The following is a 16,631-nucleotide window of genomic DNA, read 5'->3' as shown; positions in this document are numbered from 1 at the left end:
CCGGTTGGGGACGGGTCAGCCGTGCTTCGGGACGAGATACAGAACGGCGAGAGGAGGAAGCGTCAGGACGAGTGAATGTTCCATGCCATGAGCAAATTCTTGCGACGCCATGACGGGATTGTCATGAACTACACCAGAGCCACCCAGCTCGCTGCGGTCGGTGTTGACGCGTTCGACCCACGCCCCACCACACGGCACGCCGATGCGATACGCGTGATGGACCACGGGCGTCATGTTGCACACGACGAGAACAGGGTTAGCCCCCGGGGCCTGACGCAGCCAGGCGAAAACCGTATTTTCGGTATCGTCTGCGATGATCCATCTGAAACCGTCATGGTGGAAATCATGGGCGCTAAGCGCCCTTTCCTCGCGATAGACCGCGTTCAGCAGGCCGACCGTATCGTGCATACCCTTGCCGAGATGATCGTGCAGGCGGTTCCAGGCGAGTTCGCGGTCATTGTGCCATTCTTCCCACTGGGCGAGTTCACCGCCCATAAAGAGCAGCTTCTTGCCCGGATAGGCCCACATCAGGGCGTAATAGGCGCGCAGATTGGCGTGTCGGCGCCAATCATCACCCGGCATGCGCGATAAAAGAGAGCCTTTGCCGTGCACTACTTCATCATGAGACAGCGGCAGGACGAAGTGTTCAGTGTAGGCGTAGACCATGCCGAAAGTAAGGTTGGACCCGTGGTGACGCCGCCATAGCGGGTCCTGCTGCATATAGTGCAGCGTGTCGTGCATCCATCCCATGTTCCATTTGAAGCGGAATCCCAGTCCACCAACCTCGGCAGGCGCCGTAACACCGGGCCAGGCTGTGGATTCCTCGGCAATCAGGGCTGCGTCATGACAATAATCACGGATGATACCTGAAAGCTCGCGCATGAAACTCACAGCTTCGAGGTTTTCGCGCCCACCGTGGATATTCGGGCGCCATTCCCCTTCCTTGCGGCTGTAATCGCGGTAAAGCATCGAGGCCACAGCATCGACACGAAGCCCATCAATGTGAAAATTCCGAAGCCAGTAAAGTGCGCTGCCTGTCAGGAAATTGCGAACCTCGGTCCGGCCGAAATTGTAGATCAGCGTGTGCCAGTCCTGGTGGTAGCCCTCCATGGGGTCGGAGTATTCGTAGAGATGCGTGCCGTCGAACTGAGCAAGACCATGCGTGTCGGCTGGAAAATGCGCCGGGACCCAATCCATGATGACCCCAAGACCGGCCTGATGGCAGCGATCCACAAAGCGTGCGAATTCGGCGGGTGTGCCGTGACGCGACGTGGGGGCATACATACTGAGCGGCTGATAGCCCCATGAGCCCGAAAAGGGATATTCCGTGATCGGCATGAGCTCGATATGAGTAAAGCCAAGTTCGGTGACGTAAGGGATGAGCTTGTCGCCTAGATCATTCCAGCTCACATAACCAGTCGGACTATTGAGACGCTGCCATGAGGGAACATGCACTTCATAGATCGAGATTGGTGCCTCAAGCGATTGTCGCGTCGCACGATGGGCCATCCAGTCCTGATCCTGCCAGTCGTGTTCAAGCGGCGGTGCCACGATTGAAGCTGTAGCTGGGGGCAACTCGGCATAACGTGCATAGGGGTCAGCTTTGGCCGGGAGAATAATGCCAGCCTGTGTCATGACCTCGAATTTATAGCGCTCGCCAGACCCGATGCCGGGAACGAACAGCTCCCATATGCCCGCGCTGTGGCGCAAACGCATGATGTGACGGCGGCCGTCCCAGATGTTGAAGTCACCGATAACCGAGACCCGATGGGCATTGGGTGCCCAAACACTGAAACGAACCCCCTGGATCCCATCGATCTCGGAGATATGCGCCCCCATGATATGATCGATATCACGGTGATTGCCCTGAGAAAAAAGATAGAGATCGAGATCACCGATCACTGTACCGAAGCTGTAGGGGTCGTAGGTTTCCTGCCAGCCATCCGCCCAGAGAACGCGCAAGCTGTAGCGGGGGGAGGTGGCTGCTATGGTTGCCTTGTAGATGCCACGCGCGTCGATGCGATCCATCTTCTTTTCGAGAGGGGGTTTGTTCTTGCGTTCCGCCAGAAGCCTTACCTCTACGGCGTCGGGGTAGAATACCCGGACGACCCCGTTGCGCCCTTCGCGATGGCGTCCGAGATAGGCGAAAGGGTCATGGGCGCGGCCCTCGACAATTTCATCGATTATGGACTGTTCCCGAGGCTCTATGGCCCTGATCTCAGTTTGCAAGGGTGTCGTGTCGGTCATGGAGAAATGATCTCGCTTCGGGGTGTGTACGAACGCGGCTCGGTTCGCGGGGAATCGGACCCCGCGAGGCAACTGGAGCAGGCTATCGTTGAGAATTATCAGACACTGGTGCCAAAGCGGGGCAGATCCGTACGGCCAAGACCAGGATTGCGCGGGCGACTTTGCGGCATTCTGGCCGTGCGCGCGAAAGAGGTATTGGGCGCGAGTGGAATGCCGACATCACCTAGCCGCGGCGCAATTTCCCCGTCACCCATTGCGCGCGTGGGCGCACGACCGGCCATCTCAAGCAGGAGGCGCGCATAATGAGCGGCCTTGCCGTGCCATGAGACATCATGCAGTGAACCGTTGCGTTGCAGACGCGCCCATACGGATTTCTGGCGATACAGCTTTTGTGCATGGCGAATGGCACGATACAGCGCGTCCCCCTGCGTCGGAGAAAACAGAAAACCGTTGGCCACGCCTTCTTCAATAGCGGCGGCGTTGGCATCGACAATTGTGTCTGTCAGGCCGCCCACACGTGCAGCGATCGGCACCGAACCATAGCGGAGGGCATGAAGTTGTGTCAGGCCGCAAGGCTCGAACCGTGAGGGAATGAGCGACGCATCGACCGCGGAGTGGAGACGATGACCCAATACCTCATCATAACGCAGATGGCATACGAGATTGCGTGGGTAGCTTAACTGCAATGTGCGGAACGCCTGCATGATGTCAGGATCGCCTACACCGACAACAGCGAGCTGAATATTGGCCTGGAACAGGCGCGGCGCGATTTCGGCAAGAATATCGACGCCTTTTTGACGTGTCAGGCGACTGACGATGCCAAGCAGCATGGCATTCGGGTCCTGAGGAAGGCCGAATTCTGCCTGGAAGACGCGCTTGTTAGCCCGTCGGCCAGCAATATCGCCTATTGCATAGGGAAAGATCACGGCGGGGTCGGTAAGCGAGTTCCATTCATGCAGATCAATGCCGTTGAGGATGCCATGCAGATCGGTCGCACGCGCACTGAGCAGCCCCTCCAGACCCATACCATTGTCGGCAGTCTGTATCTCTTCAGCGTAAGTCGGCGACACCGTTATGAGCTTTTCTGCAAGCTGCAGACCAGCCTTGAGGTAGCCTACCCTGCCATAGAACTCGACGCCATCAACCGTGAACGCTTGCTCAGGCAGACCGATACGCCCCAGAATTTCCCGCGGGAAAAGGCCCTGGAACGCCATGTTATGGATCACATGGGCCACGGGGGGCGCCTTGACGGCATCATGGCGCAGATAGGCACTTACGAGCCCGGCCTGCCAGTCATGGGTCATGACGACATCGGGTTGCCAGTTGGCGAGGCACCCCTGCGCGATACAGGCTGCCACGCGGGACAGAACGGCAAAGCGCATGTCGTTGTCAGGCCAGTCACGCCCGTCAGGGCCGAGATAGGGGCCGCCGGCGCGCTCATAGAGGTCGTGGGCTTCGATGGCGTAGAGATGATGTCCGTGTGCCTTGCCTTCCCACAGGGTCACATGATGGCCAAGCATATTATGGAAGACATAGGCCTGAACCTTCTGTGTCAGGGCCTTCATCACCGCTGGATACCCGGGCAGGATTGTGCGCGTGCGCACACCGTGATGGCGCAGGGCCGTAGGTAGCGAAGCTGCCACATCTCCCAGCCCGCCCGTCTTGACGAAGGGAAACATCTCCGCAGTGACAGAGAGAAGCTGCAAATCTGTCGGTAGCGTAACGATTTGGTCTGAGGTCATGGGAAGCCTCGGTGGGTCATTCGGGAAGAAATTGCAGAGCCTTTTAGGATGCTAATACTTCTGAAACGCTCCGTGCCTGAAATCGTTAATTGCTCGCGTTTATGTTATCGCCACTTTCCCGTTCCGTAGCGTTAGGCCCCTCGAACCCGGGAGCAGATAGGGAAAATGCCGGTCTATCGGGTCATGATGGAAAGAAGCTCATGAGTGATTCTTTTGCTAGACGCCTGAAAGAAGGAAGCCCGGCCGAGAGAGGCGCTGTTTATGACGGCAAGGGTGTGAATTTTGCCGTATTCTCAGCCAATGCCGAGGCGGTCGAGATCTGCCTTTTCGACCAGAATGGCGAAAAGGAAACGGACCGGATACGCCTGCCTGAATACACGGACCAGGTTTTTCACGGTTGGATACCGGACCTTCGTCCGGGACAGCTTTACGGCCTGCGTGTTCATGGGCCTTACGAGCCTGACGCGGGACACCGGTTCAACCCGAACAAGCTTCTGCTTGATCCCTACGCTCGTGAGCATTTTGGCGAGATCGAATGGAATCCCGCGCTCTTTGGCTATCAGATTGGCCATGCCGACAAGGATTTGAGCTTCGACGAGCGTGATAGCGCAGCTTACATGCCGAAATGCGTGATTACCGATCCTGCCGCTCAGAACCTGCGCCCGCTGGGTACGCGGTGGTCAGATACGGTGGTGTATGAAACCCATGTCCGGGGCTACACCCTCAATCATCCTCGCGTTCCCCGGCGCCTGCGCGGTACTTATGCGGGGCTGGCCAATCGCCATGTGATCGAGCACCTGAAATCGCTTGGCATCACGACAATCGAATTGCTGCCCATCCAGAGCTTCGTCGCGGACGAGTATCTGGTGAACAAGGGCCTTACGAATTACTGGGGCTACAACACGATCGGCTTTTTTGCCCCCGACACGCGCTATGCTGCGGATCAGGATGATGCCCTGACCGAGGTACGTCGCATGGTCGCCGCCTACCATGAGGCGGGCATCGAGGTGGTCATGGATGTGGTTTACAACCATACCGCAGAAGGCAACGAACTCGGCCCGACCCTCTCCTTCAAGGGGCTGGATAACGCGACCTATTACAGGCTCATGCCCGACAACAAGAGATTCTATATTAATGACACGGGTACTGGAAACACGTTCAACCTGACGAAGACTGCATCATTACAGTTTGTTGTTGATAGTCTGCGCTACTGGGCCAACGAAATCGGAGTGGATGGTTTCCGCTTCGATCTGGGCACCATCCTCGCGCGTGAGGTCGACGGGTTCGACAGTCAGTCGGGCTTCCTGCGCATCTGCCAGCAGGATCCGACCCTTACCCATCTCAAAATGATCGCCGAGCCCTGGGATATTGGACCCGGCGGGTATCAGGTTGGCCAGTTTCCTCCGGGCTGGGCTGAATGGAACGACAAGTTTCGTGACACGGTGCGCGATTTCTGGCGCGGCGAGGCAAAGGCTGATGTGCTGGCGCCGCGCCTGCTTGGCAGCCCTGACCTGTTCAACCATCTGGGTCGTCAGGCCTGGGCCAGTGTCAATTTTCTCACGGCTCATGACGGCTTCACGCTGTGGGACTGCGTCTCGTATAACGAGAAGCACAACGAGGCGAATGGCGAGGACGGCAAGGACGGCACGTCGGATAACCGCTCATGCAATTACGGCGTGGAGGGTGAGACGGACGATGCAGCCATCAGCGAAGTGCGTTGGCGTCAGTGCCGCAACATGATGGCGACCCTGATCTTCTCGCAAGGCACCCCCATGATTGTGGCGGGGGATGAGTTCGGCAGAACCCAGGGCGGCAACAACAATGCCTATTGTCAGAATAACGACATCTCCTGGGTTGATTGGCGTCTCAGCGAAGGAGGGGCACGTCTTTCCAAATTCACCACGCGACTTCTCGCGCTCCGTCGACGTTTCCCGATCCTGCGTCGTGCCCGGTTCCTGACCGAGGCCTATAATCCTGAACTTGACGTCAAGGAACTGACCTGGATCAGCGCGTCAGGTGGCGACATGCAGCAGGATGAGTGGTCATTGGCGCAGTGTTTCGGGCTTATGCTGGATGGCCGGGCCCAGCCCAGCGGTATCATGCGTCGCGGCGCTGATGCTACGCTCTTGCTCATCCTCAATAGCTGGCACGATGTGGTGGAGTTCACGCTGCCGAAGGCGGAAGGAGACGAATGGAAGCTGCTGCTGGACACCAACCGGCCAGATGACGGCGAGGCGCTGGAATCCGAGTTGTTTGAGCAGGAGCAGGTTTATACCGTGACAGGGCGCTCGGTTCTTCTGTTCGAACTGATCACCAAACCTGAAGCAAGCTGAGCCTTTTCTAGCCTGGAAACTGATGATGGGCGGCGCCCTTGGAGCGTCTGCCCATCATCAGTGTTTGTATGTGTCAGCGTGGCTGTGGCGAAAGGCCTTGCCGTCTCGCGCAATCACACAGGCATGTCACGATTATCGGCGATAGCCTCCATCGAGAGATAGGAGGTGACGGTGTCCAGCTCTACCTTGCTGATGAGCATCTGATAGATGCGGTCGAATGCGTTCATGTCCTTGGCGACGACCTTGAGCATGTAGTCGTAATCACCCGCCAGGCGGTGGAAATCCACGATATTGGGTATGGCCAGAACGGCTTCGCGAAACTGGCTCAGCCATTCGCGTGAGTGGTAGCGCGTGCGTACCATGACGAATACCGTCACACCCAGCCCTATGGCCGTTTGCGACAGCCGAACGGTTTCCCCCTCGATCACACCGCTGGCTCGAAGCGCATTTAGCCGGCGCCAGCAGGCATTCTGCGACAACCCGACTTTCTCGGCCAGACCCCGCTGGGAAAGCGATGAATCCTGTTGCAGGGCTCGGACAATGGCGCGGTCTATATGATCCATGAAAATGAGAAAAACAGATCATTTGATAGAAAGAAAGCAGAATCTACGATGAAATAGGGTGAGTTTTTCACCATTCTATCGCTCTATCCTGTGTTCATCCGATCACAGGAGCCATTACCATGTTGAACCCCGATACTTGCCTCGATGATTTTGCCGCTTCGCTGAAGGGCGAAGAGGGGCTGGCGGGGCTTCGCCATGGGGTCATTGGCGAGGGTGTGCCTGTGCCGGGTCCGTTTGGCGATCATCCGCTTCTCTATGCCGATTACGTGGCATCGGGGCGTGCGCTTCAGCAGGTCGAGAGCTTCGTCCTCACGCAGGTTCTGCCCTACTATGCCAACAGTCATACCCAGGCATCCTATTGCGGGCGCATGATGACAAGGCTGCGTGCCTCGGCGCGCGCTCACATCGCCCGGCTTTGCAAGGCATCAGAGGCGTACAGCGTTGTCTTCACCGGCTCAGGGGCGACGTCAGGCATCAACCGTCTTGTCAGCCTTATGGGCGTTACACAGGCCGTCACTGAAGGCAGAAAGCCGCTCGTTCTGATCGGGCCTTACGAGCATCACTCCAACATTCTTCCGTGGCGCGAGAGCGGGGCGGAAATCATCGAGATTGGCGAGGCCGTGCAGGGCGGGCCTGATGTGGCAGAGCTCACCCACGTGTTGGAGGCCCTCATCCCGGGTCGGCTGGTGGTGGCGGCCTTTTCCGCAGCCTCGAATGTGACTGGTATCCTGACCGATGTCGCGGCCATCACGACCCTGCTCAATGCACATGGCGTGCGTTCGGTCTGGGACTATGCGGGCGGCGGGCCGTATCTCGCCATCGATATGGCAGCCGGCACGCCTGCCCAGCTCGATGCGGTGGTCGTATCGCCCCACAAATTCGTCGGCGGGCCCGGTGCTTCAGGCGTGATGATCGTTCGTGAGGCTGCTGTGGCCATCACACGCCCGAGCCTGCCCGGTGGTGGAACGGTGCGTTTTGTCTCCCCTTGGGGGCATGATTACTCCGATCGCGTGAGCGACCGTGAGGAAGCGGGCACACCCAATGTGGTGGGCGATATCCGGGCGGCGCTGGCATTTCTGGTGAAGGACGCCATCGGTCAGGATTTCATGGATGAACGTCATGCCGAACTGCGCGCGCGGGCGCTGAAGGCCTGGGGCGACGTGGCAGAGATCGAACTGATCGGTGCCTCACCCGACAAGCCGGCTCTGCCCATCTTCTCTATGCGCATCCGCGATCATCAGCGCGGCGGTCATATCCATCAGCAGCTTTTTACTCGCTTGCTGTCCGATTGCTACGGTATTCAGGCTCGTGGCGGCTGTGCCTGCGCCGGGCCTTATGCGCATCGGTTGCTTTCCATCGATGAGCCCGCCTCGGCAATCCTGCGCCGTGAGATCCTGTCGGGTCATGAAATCGAAAAGCCCGGCTGGACCCGGCTGAACTTCAGCGTTCTGATGAGCGACGAGAAGGTGGATCGGGTCATCAGCGCGGTGGCGACGCTTGCGCGACAGCCATACCCGATGGCCGATATTTATCGTTGTGACGAGCAGACAGCCCGCTTCGAAGCGCTCTCAGCCTGAAGAGCAACCTCTGCGGGAGCGAACAAGGCAAACCCTGTGTCCCGTTAGGCTCTGGCCCGGCGGGATGGTCGTCAGAATATCAGGCGTCCTCTTCGGTCTCGTTCTGGGCAATCTGAAAGGCCCCGGCATTGAGCTTCGAGGCGGCATGATGCCCCAGCGATACCGCGCCAAGGCAGAGCACGGCTGAAAGAATGATGTTGAGCATGGCGCGGCCCCATGCATCGGCACGCATCAGATCCAGTGTCTGAAGGCTGAATGACGAGAAGGTGGTGTACCCTCCGCAAATCCCGACCATGACAAAGAGCCGCATGTTTTCCGAAACGGGAAAGCGGCCATGGGCGAGCGTCAGCGTACCGAAAAAACCGATGACGAACGATCCGACCGTATTGATGGCCAGGATCGTACCCCACGGCATGGAGCGGCTATAGGGCGCGGTCGCGACAGAGACGAGATAGCGCCCCAGCGTGCCAAGGGCCCCGCCGAGCATGACGAAAAGACAGGCGGTGAAGGACATGAGAGGGAATAGCTCCGGTCTGGTTCGTCGGGATCACCGCCTTATCATAGGGTGGCCGAGGCTTACAGGGCTGTCTCGCGCGGCATGACCTTCCTGAGCCGGTACAGGCCCAGCGTCTCGATGCTTGCCCCTGCGCCCGTCGCCTCAAGCTTGAGGAAGCTGAGCGGGTTGGCTGGAAACAGCAAGGCAGTTCCTACCGAAAGGCCACCATTGGCGAAGACCTCAAGCGTGCAGGCATCAAGCACCAGACGTATGTCGAAATGGCGGTCATCGGCATTGAGGGGGGTCGAGAACTGCCCGGTAAAGAAAGGCTGCTTGAAACCATTGAGATCGGCTCGATCAATCCAGAGCTGACCGCTGAAGGCGTCAAAACCGATGGTCAGATTCTCGCCCATATCATTGCCGAACACGATGACGAACCTTCCTGTGCGCCCCTTGTCCCCCAGCGGCAGATTGGGGGGCATCTGGTCAACGGTCGCACTCAGGACGAGTTCGAGCGCCACGCCTTGCGGGAGGGGCACCGAGGCACTGGCACCGGCGGCCAGACGCTGACAGGTGAGAGCGATGGGCGCTTCACGCAGCGTTTCCAGACCTCTCGGGGCCTGGGCGAGGCGCAGCCAGCCGGCTGAATCATGGCGCAGTGTCATGAGTCGGGGCAGGGTCATGCAGCCGCGCCAGCTCTGGGTCGGGAGTTCCTGACAGTACTGCCAGTTCCCAAGCCAGGCGATAGAGACGGCCTGCTTGCCCGGCATGTTCTGGTAACACTGAAGGGCATAAGCATCCTTGGCGAAATCCGTCAGCCCGATCACGGTGTCATCGGGGGTGAAGCGACTGCCATCGAAGCTGCCAACGAAATACTGGGTGATGCTGCCCCCCGTCGGCCCGCCGGGATTGACCGAGATGAACAGAACCCAGCGCGACCCGCCGCCTTCAACGGGAATCTCGATCAGATTGGGACATTCATAATCGACGCCATACAGTCCAGACGGACCGAAATCACTGAGATGCACCCAGTGCCGGAGGTCGATTGAAGCGTAGAACGCAATCTGATGCTGTCGTGATTTTGCAACCACCATGACCCATTGCCGAGTAGGTTCGTGAAAGATCACCTGCGGATCGCGGAATGAGTTGCTACCGATATCGAGCACGGGATTCTGGGCGATATCGTGAAAACTTTGTCCCCCGTCCTCACTGATCGCCAGATACTGCGACTGCTTCTTGGGGGTTGCGCGAGTGTAGAGGGCGACCAGTCCACCTTGCCCCTCCTTGAACAGACCCGAACTGTTTTGTTCGTCAAGTACGGCGCATCCGGTAAAGGCCTCACCAGCCGGCGTTTCATTGATCGCAATCGGCTGATCCTGCCATGACAGCAGATCCTTACTCGTCGCATGCCCCCAATGCACGTGACCGGCATAGGGGGCAAAGGGGTCATATTGATAATAAAGATGAAAAACCGACCCATCATGAATAAGCCCGTTGGGGTCGTTCATGAACCCGCTCTCGGGTGAGAAATGGATCGTGGGGCGATAGAGGGCATCGCTTTGCGTGCGAATGACCGGATGGGCGGTGGCTCCTGGCTGGTCAGCAGGGGAGGGATGCGAGGCGTTGGGCTCGGCCTTTCTTTCCCCGTCCGGTGCCTTGGGGGCTGCCACAGGGCCGGGAGCTGCCTGCGCCAATGCCGCTCCCATCAGGCCACCACCCGTCGCCGCGAGGGAGACGAGGGCACGGCGGCGGCTCAAGCCGGGGAAAACGGGACGCTCGGTCATCAGAACTCCTTCTGTCGGCATTGGGGGAGGGCCGGGGCGCACCCCGATGGAGAACCAGCATAGGTCAGCGATGACCCAGCGCCAAACCGGGTCGCTACGCAGTACCTCGGGTCAGTGCGGTGCCTGCTCACAGAGGCTCTCGTTGAAACCAAAAATCACGGAGTGGTGTTCTGCTCACGCAAGAAATCATCGTATTTTGTGAAGAACAGATCTATTTTATGAGATAATGTCGTTATATCTAACAATTCTGTCATGTTCGCGTATCGCTGGAGCATGTCGGGACCTGTAAGGAATGACGAGATGGCACAGGCACTGGTTCTGGAAGAGCGTGGCAAACTGTCCCTGCGGGACATTGCCCTTGATGACACGCTTGGCCCTGATGATGTGCGTATTGCCATCCATACGGTCGGGATCTGCGGGAGCGATGTGCATTACTATACGCATGGCGCCATCGGGCCGTTCGTCGTGTGCGAGCCCATGGTGCTCGGGCATGAGGCCTCAGGGACAATCACTGCACTGGGCAGCCGCGTCTCGGGATTGAAAATCGGTGATCGTGTGTGCATGGAGCCGGGTATCCCCGACCCGCAATCGCGTGCCTCCCGTCTAGGGCAGTATAATATCGACCCTGCCGTGCGCTTCTGGGCAACCCCACCTGTGCATGGTTGTCTGACCGCCTCTGTCGTGCATCCGGCGGCTTACACCTACAAACTGCCTGATCGTGTGAGCTTTGCTGAAGGGGCGATGGTCGAGCCGCTGGCGGTCGGGGTTCATGCCTGCGTCAAGGCCCGCCTACAGCCCGGCGACGTCTGTCTGGTGACAGGGGCAGGGCCGATCGGGATCATGACAGCGCTTGCGGCGCTTGCCTCCGGGGCGAGCCGGGTTTTCATCAGCGATTTCTCGGCCCCCAAACTCGCTATCGCCGGGGCTTACCCCAATATTGTGCCGATCAATCTGGCAGAAGGGAAAGCAGATGAGCGCATTGCCTTGCATTGTGGCGAGGGCTGGGGGGTTGATGTCACATTCGAGGCGAGTGGTTTCGAGAGCGCCTATGACGATGCGATAGCCTGCACGCGCCCCGGTGGCCGTCTCGTTCTAGTCGGCATGCCGCCGCGCAAGGTCGCTTTCGATATCGTGGCGGCCCAGGCGAAAGAGCTGAGCATGGAGACGATCTTTCGTTATGCCCACGTTTATGATCGCGCCATTGCCCTGATTGCCTCGGGCAGTATCGACCTCAAGCCGCTTGTATCGGGTACTTATCCCTTCGGTGACGCCATCGCCGCCTTTGAGCGCGCGGCAGAGGGGCGCGCCGAGGATGTCAAATTGCAGATCACGCTCTGACGCGCCGCCATTTCCCCTGAGCGAGACAACACCGTGCTGTCTTCTGCGCATCATCCGAGAGTACCGAGACGACCAGCGGGTGGCGGTGGGCGTGGGGCCGTCAATCCGGCCGTGCTCGAACTGATCCCGGAGCGGAAATCGTTCAGTTTCCGCTGGCATCAGCACGATTATCCGGCGGTGCTTGCCCGCTGGAACCATCACCCGGAATATGAGCTCCACCTGATCACGCGTGGGACCGGCAGGGCAATGATCGGTGATCATATCGGCCCCTTTGAAGCCGGACAGCTGGTGCTTGTCGGCCCCGATCTGCCTCATGCATGGTTCAGCCCGCTTGCTGAGGGGGAGGTGCTGAAAGGCCGCGATGTGGTGCTTCAGTTCAGCCAGAGCTGGATAGAAGGGTTGATCGCCCTCTGCCCTGAACTTGCGGGCCTGACACGTCTGCTGGCTGATGCCCGCTACGGCGTTGAGTTTACGGGCGCGCAAGCCCTCGCCAATGGTCTGGCGCTCAGAAATCTTGGTGGCTCAGTTGGGGAGTCCATGGGCGAGCAGCCTTGCACGCCGGATTGTTCGACCGATGACACGATGGAGCGTGCTGCCGCTGATCGCGGTGCGCGTCTGGCTGGTTGCATCGCCCTGATGGCGCGTCCTGCGGCGTCCCCTTGGAGGCGCCTTTCCGGCAAGTGCCAGAAAATGCAGGACCCCTCCGCACAGGGGGGCTCGGGCGCCGTCAGAATCAACCAGCTGGTTCGTGCGCTTCTATCTGCCGATCCGGCAACGCTGCGCCATGAGGATATTGCCGCCACCCTGGGCATGACGGCATCGGGGTTCTCGCGTCAGTTTCGCGCGGTTACCGGTGAGACATTCATGAGTTTTGTGCAGCGTTTGCGCATCGATCATGCCTGCCATCTTCTGAGCACCACGCATGATGCCATCACGGTGGTCTGTCTCAAGGCCGGTTTTGGCAATCTCTCGAATTTCAACCGGGTTTTCCTGAGCCTGCGTGGCTGCACGCCGCGACAGTTCCGGAACCATTCGCGCCAGATTACCGCCCCCTGTTTTCCCGGGTGCCACAAGGCGCCTCTTCCCGAAGGACCGACCCTGTCATGAACGCTCTCTCGAACCGCTTTTCGCTTGAAGGAAAAATTGCCGTCGTGACCGGTGCCTCACGCGGTCTGGGGGTCACGATCTGTGAGACCCTGAGCGCAGCTGGCGCCGATATCGTGGCTGTGGCGCGTGACGAGGCCCTGCTGGAAGAGACACGAACCCGCGTAACGGCGAACGGACGTGAATGTCTGGCTCTGGCCGCAGATCTGCTGGATGCCAGGGCCGCCGAGGCAGTAACGGCCCGGATCAAATCGACGCTGGGTGACGCGACGATCCTGGTCAATAACGCGGGCATGAGCATCCCGCGCTCGCTGACGGAACAGAGCGTTGAGGAATGGGATTCCATCCTGAACCTCAACCTGCGTGCGCCCTGGCTCATGGCCCGTGCGCTGGCACCTGGCATGATTGCCGCCAAGGCAGGCAAGATCATCAATATCAGCTCGATGGCCAGCGGTGTGGCGCTCGTCGATCATGGTCCCTATGTCGCGTCGAAGGCAGGGTTGAATGGCCTGACCAAGGTGATGACCGCTGAATGGGCCCAGCATAACATCCAGGCCAATGCGGTCTGTCCTACCGTGGTCTGGACGCCCATGGGCGAGCGCGTATGGGGGGAGGGGGACAAGCTCCAGCGTTTCCTGGAAAAAATCCCCGCAGGCCGTGTGGCCACGCCGCAGGAAGTGGCCGATCTGGTGCTTTATCTCGCCGCGCCCGCCTCGGGCATGATCAATGGGCAGGAGATCTTTGTCGATGGCGGTTATACCGCGCTGTAAGGGGTATCACAGGGCCCGTTATCACCCCCATGGGAGAAACGGGTCTGGCATATCGGCATAAAGACCGGGATTGAAAGCGCCGGTATCGGGCGGTGTGATCAGGCACGCGTCAAGCGCCTGACGCAAGGCGGCCTCGTTCAGGTTGGCACCGATAAAAACGAGCTCCTGCCTGCGGTCGCCATAGCAATGGTCCCATAGCGCATCGAGTGTTTGCCGCCATTCAGCATCATTCGGCCAGTCTGCTGCAGGGATACTCACCCACCAGCGCCCGGCGGCCTGATTGCGCGCCAGCGAGCCGGCAATGCTCAGCTCGCCCACCCAGTCGGGGCGGGTCGCCAGCCAGAAATACCCCTTGGCGCGCACAAGCCCCGGCCATGAGCGGGCGATCAGTGAGGCGAAGGCTTCCGGCTCGAAGGGTTGTCGGGCGCGATAGACGAAGCTGGTCACCCCATAGGCGTCGGTTTCTGGCGCATGCATGTGCGGGTGGTAGAGTTCCTGAAACCAGCGGGCATGGCGATGGGCCCGCTCGAAATCGAAAAGGCCGGTATCAAGCACCTCCCGCGAGGCAAGACGGCTTTCCGAGGTTTCGATCACCCGGGCCTCGCTATTGAGGGCGTTGATGATGGAGCGTGCGACCCGGCGCTGTGCCTTGCTTGCCGTATCGATCTTGTTGAGCACAATGACGTCGGCAAATTCGATCTGCTCCGTCAGGAGATCGACAAGGCTGCGATGGTCATCCACGCCAGCGCTCTCACCCCGCTCATGCAGGAAATCGGTGGAGGAGAAGTCATTGAGCAGATTGACCGCATCGACCACCGTCACCATCGTATCGAGCCGCGCCACGTCGCTCAGACTATGCCCTGCCTCGTCACGAAACTCGAATGTGGCGGCAATGGGCATAGGCTCTGCAATGCCTGTTGACTCAATCAGCAGGTAGTCAAAGCGATCGAGGGCGGCAATGCGGCTGATTTCCGTCAGAAGGTCGTCGCGCAGGGTGCAGCAGATGCAGCCATTGGTCATCTCAACGAGGTTTTCCTCCGCACGCGTCAGATCGGCATGACCCGCGCGAATGAGTGCGGAATCGATGTTCACCTCACTCATGTCATTGACGATCACCGCTATCCGCAAGCCTTCGCGGTTATGCAACAGGTGGTTCATCAGCGTGGTTTTCCCTGCGCCGAGATATCCTGAGAGGATGGTCACGGGCAGGCGCGTGTCACGGTTTCCCTTGTTGGTCGCGAGGGTTTCGGCGGTCTCGCCGGACAGATGAGCGGGGGAAAGGCTGGATGAATCGGGCATGAGGCGCTCGGGGCAAGGAAACGGGGAAGGATTGAAATCTTTACTGGAACTGTTATGTTATAACATAACTTACTCTGAGGGCTACCCATGATTGCTTCCTGCCCGACGCGACGTATCCTCGCCTTCCGTAAAAGCCCGCTGGCGGTCACACTCCCTTCCGGCGACCTGACGACGCTGCCACTGGGCTTGCACACAGAGGTGCGCGACGCGGCCTATCGCTACCTAGCAACCCGCCCTGCCGTGATTGTGCTGCGCGGTACGCCCAACGAACTGGGGGCGAAGTTGGCCGATGCCATGCAGGGCACGTTCGACGCCTTGCGTGGGGATATCATGTCGCTTGTGGCGCTCTACGCCGATATGACGGGGTACTCTGTCATGCGGGTCAGGCTTGAGCGGATCGTGACGGATAGCTGCCGCAAATTCCATGTCGATCACCTCGCCTTGCGTCTGTTGCGCAGCTATGTCGGGCCGGGCGTGCAATGGACACGCGATGACGGCGCCCATATCGAGGATACCCCGCCCGGGGCGGTTGTCTTTCTGGCCGGGACGGCCCATCCCGACTGGTCCGAACAATGCACGGTGCGACATCGGTCTCCACCGATGACAGCGGCACAGCTTCAGGTCGGGGGGAGGCTGCTGCTGACGATTGACGAGACCGCGCTGGGGCATGACGGTCTGATCGATGCCTGCTGCGAAGAGGACCATGACACAGCTGATCGCGGCCTGACCCTGCAGGACGGGCACGCGCCGGACGACGATGCGGGGTTGCATGTTCGCCATTGAGAGCTGGCCCGACGGGCAGGATATGCTGCACGGGATGGCTTCCCTGTCAGGCCAGGTTCCCCATGTCCGCGCCGGTAATCTGGAGGACACACTGGCAAGCCTGACCCGTCAGGATCTCGATATGGTCATCTGGACGCGCCAACCTCCACAGAGCTGGGTGGAGGCCATGAGAGACGCCTTGCCGCCTCTGGAGCCGCTTTCGCTCTCAGGAACGGTCGAACAGGTGATGCAGGCGGCTCAGGCTCTTGTTTCGGAGGAAGGATATCCGGATTTCCTGGCAGAGGACCTTGCCCATTGCGCATCGCTTGCCGCGGCTCTTTCAGGATCGAACCGGATCAGCCTCGTTCTTACAACGGGTGTGGCCGGGGGGCAGCCCGAGCCGGGAGGGCGTCTGTCGCTGTTCTGCGCCTATGGTCATGATGAAGCCAGCTGGAACTCGGGCGAGCCTTTCACAGGTCCGCGCCTCACCCGGTTTGCCCCATTCAGTCTGGCTTTTATGCCCGTTCGGGATGAAAGCCGGGTGAGGATCGATCTGGACAAGGCCTCGCTCGGCGTCGTGCTGTTTTTGCGCGCTGACTGAGGGCCCTGCGTCAGA

The 16,631-nt window shown here is 59.5% G+C and carries 13 protein-coding genes; 7 read left to right on the top strand and 6 right to left on the bottom strand.

Going from position 1 to position 16,631, the window contains the following annotated elements:
* Positions 1-15: 15 nt before the first annotated feature.
* Both glgB and glgA read right to left on the bottom strand, forming a co-directional pair.
* Positions 16-2,247, bottom strand: a complete 2,232-nt coding sequence (gene glgB, locus ACWNRM_RS06845) for a 1,4-alpha-glucan branching protein GlgB (protein ID WP_485170146.1) — start codon at positions 2,245-2,247, stop codon at positions 16-18.
* 98 nt (positions 2,248-2,345) lie between these two features.
* Positions 2,346-3,989: a glycogen synthase GlgA gene (glgA, locus tag ACWNRM_RS06840; RefSeq protein WP_485170147.1), complete on the bottom strand. Its 1,644-nt coding sequence runs from the start codon at positions 3,987-3,989 to the stop codon at positions 2,346-2,348.
* A gap of 200 nt (positions 3,990-4,189) precedes the next feature.
* Here glgA and glgX point away from each other — a divergent pair, with 200 nt between their 5' ends.
* Positions 4,190-6,322 (top strand): glycogen debranching protein GlgX, encoded by a 2,133-nt coding sequence (gene glgX, locus ACWNRM_RS06835; protein WP_485170148.1) that lies wholly within the window; start codon positions 4,190-4,192, stop codon positions 6,320-6,322.
* A 113-nt stretch (positions 6,323-6,435) separates the two neighbouring features.
* Here glgX and ACWNRM_RS06830 read toward each other — a convergent pair whose 3' ends face one another.
* On the bottom strand, positions 6,436-6,885 hold the full coding sequence (locus ACWNRM_RS06830) for an Lrp/AsnC family transcriptional regulator (RefSeq protein ID WP_485170149.1): 450 nt from the start codon (positions 6,883-6,885) through the stop codon (positions 6,436-6,438).
* Positions 6,886-7,004: 119 nt separating this feature from the next.
* On the opposite strand from ACWNRM_RS06830, the gene ACWNRM_RS06825 reads away from it, so the two are divergent.
* On the top strand, positions 7,005-8,462 hold the full coding sequence (locus tag ACWNRM_RS06825; RefSeq protein WP_485170150.1) for an aminotransferase class V-fold PLP-dependent enzyme: 1,458 nt from the start codon (positions 7,005-7,007) through the stop codon (positions 8,460-8,462).
* A 79-nt stretch (positions 8,463-8,541) separates the two neighbouring features.
* Here the strand turns inward: ACWNRM_RS06825 and crcB are convergent, their stop codons facing one another.
* Both crcB and ACWNRM_RS06815 read right to left on the bottom strand, forming a co-directional pair.
* Positions 8,542-8,976 (bottom strand): fluoride efflux transporter CrcB, encoded by a 435-nt coding sequence (crcB, locus tag ACWNRM_RS06820; RefSeq protein ID WP_023979964.1) that lies wholly within the window; start codon positions 8,974-8,976, stop codon positions 8,542-8,544.
* Between the two features lie 62 nt (positions 8,977-9,038).
* Positions 9,039-10,742 carry a glycoside hydrolase family 32 protein gene (locus ACWNRM_RS06815; protein WP_485170151.1) on the bottom strand — a complete coding sequence of 568 codons (1,704 nt, stop codon included), beginning with the start codon at positions 10,740-10,742 and terminating at the stop codon, positions 9,039-9,041.
* Between the two features lie 300 nt (positions 10,743-11,042).
* On the opposite strand from ACWNRM_RS06815, the gene ACWNRM_RS06810 reads away from it, so the two are divergent.
* Genes ACWNRM_RS06810 through ACWNRM_RS06800 form a run of 3 tightly spaced genes read left to right on the top strand, consistent with a single transcriptional unit; the run spans position 11,043 to position 13,954 of the window.
* Positions 11,043-12,080: an NAD(P)-dependent alcohol dehydrogenase gene (locus tag ACWNRM_RS06810; protein WP_485170152.1), complete on the top strand. Its 1,038-nt coding sequence runs from the start codon at positions 11,043-11,045 to the stop codon at positions 12,078-12,080.
* Positions 12,081-12,113: 33 nt separating this feature from the next.
* Complete coding sequence (locus ACWNRM_RS06805; protein WP_485170153.1) at positions 12,114-13,187, top strand: AraC family transcriptional regulator; 1,074 nt, start codon at positions 12,114-12,116, stop codon at positions 13,185-13,187.
* A complete protein-coding gene (locus ACWNRM_RS06800; protein WP_485170154.1) occupies positions 13,184-13,954 on the top strand; it encodes an SDR family NAD(P)-dependent oxidoreductase in 771 nt (256 codons plus the stop codon). Before ACWNRM_RS06805 ends, ACWNRM_RS06800 begins: the two co-directional genes overlap by 4 nt.
* Before the next feature lie 21 nt (positions 13,955-13,975).
* Here the strand turns inward: ACWNRM_RS06800 and ACWNRM_RS06795 are convergent, their stop codons facing one another.
* The gene (locus tag ACWNRM_RS06795) at positions 13,976-15,253 is read right to left on the bottom strand and encodes a GTP-binding protein (RefSeq protein ID WP_485170155.1); all 1,278 of its coding nucleotides are present in this window, start codon (positions 15,251-15,253) and stop codon (positions 13,976-13,978) included.
* Positions 15,254-15,340: 87 nt separating this feature from the next.
* Between ACWNRM_RS06795 and ACWNRM_RS06790 the strand changes: the two genes are divergently transcribed.
* Both ACWNRM_RS06790 and ACWNRM_RS06785 read left to right on the top strand, forming a co-directional pair.
* Positions 15,341-16,036 carry a DUF1826 domain-containing protein gene (locus tag ACWNRM_RS06790; protein ID WP_485170156.1) on the top strand — a complete coding sequence of 232 codons (696 nt, stop codon included), beginning with the start codon at positions 15,341-15,343 and terminating at the stop codon, positions 16,034-16,036.
* Positions 16,023-16,616, top strand: a complete 594-nt coding sequence (locus ACWNRM_RS06785) for a DUF1826 domain-containing protein (RefSeq protein ID WP_285532247.1) — start codon at positions 16,023-16,025, stop codon at positions 16,614-16,616. Before ACWNRM_RS06790 ends, ACWNRM_RS06785 begins: the two co-directional genes overlap by 14 nt.
* The last annotated feature ends 15 nt before the right edge of the window (positions 16,617-16,631 follow it).

The sequence above is a fragment of the Asaia sp. A2 genome, from assembly GCF_057319415.1.
The sequence above is the reverse complement of the archived record's forward strand: the minus strand, read 5'-3'. Positions and strand labels throughout refer to the sequence as shown.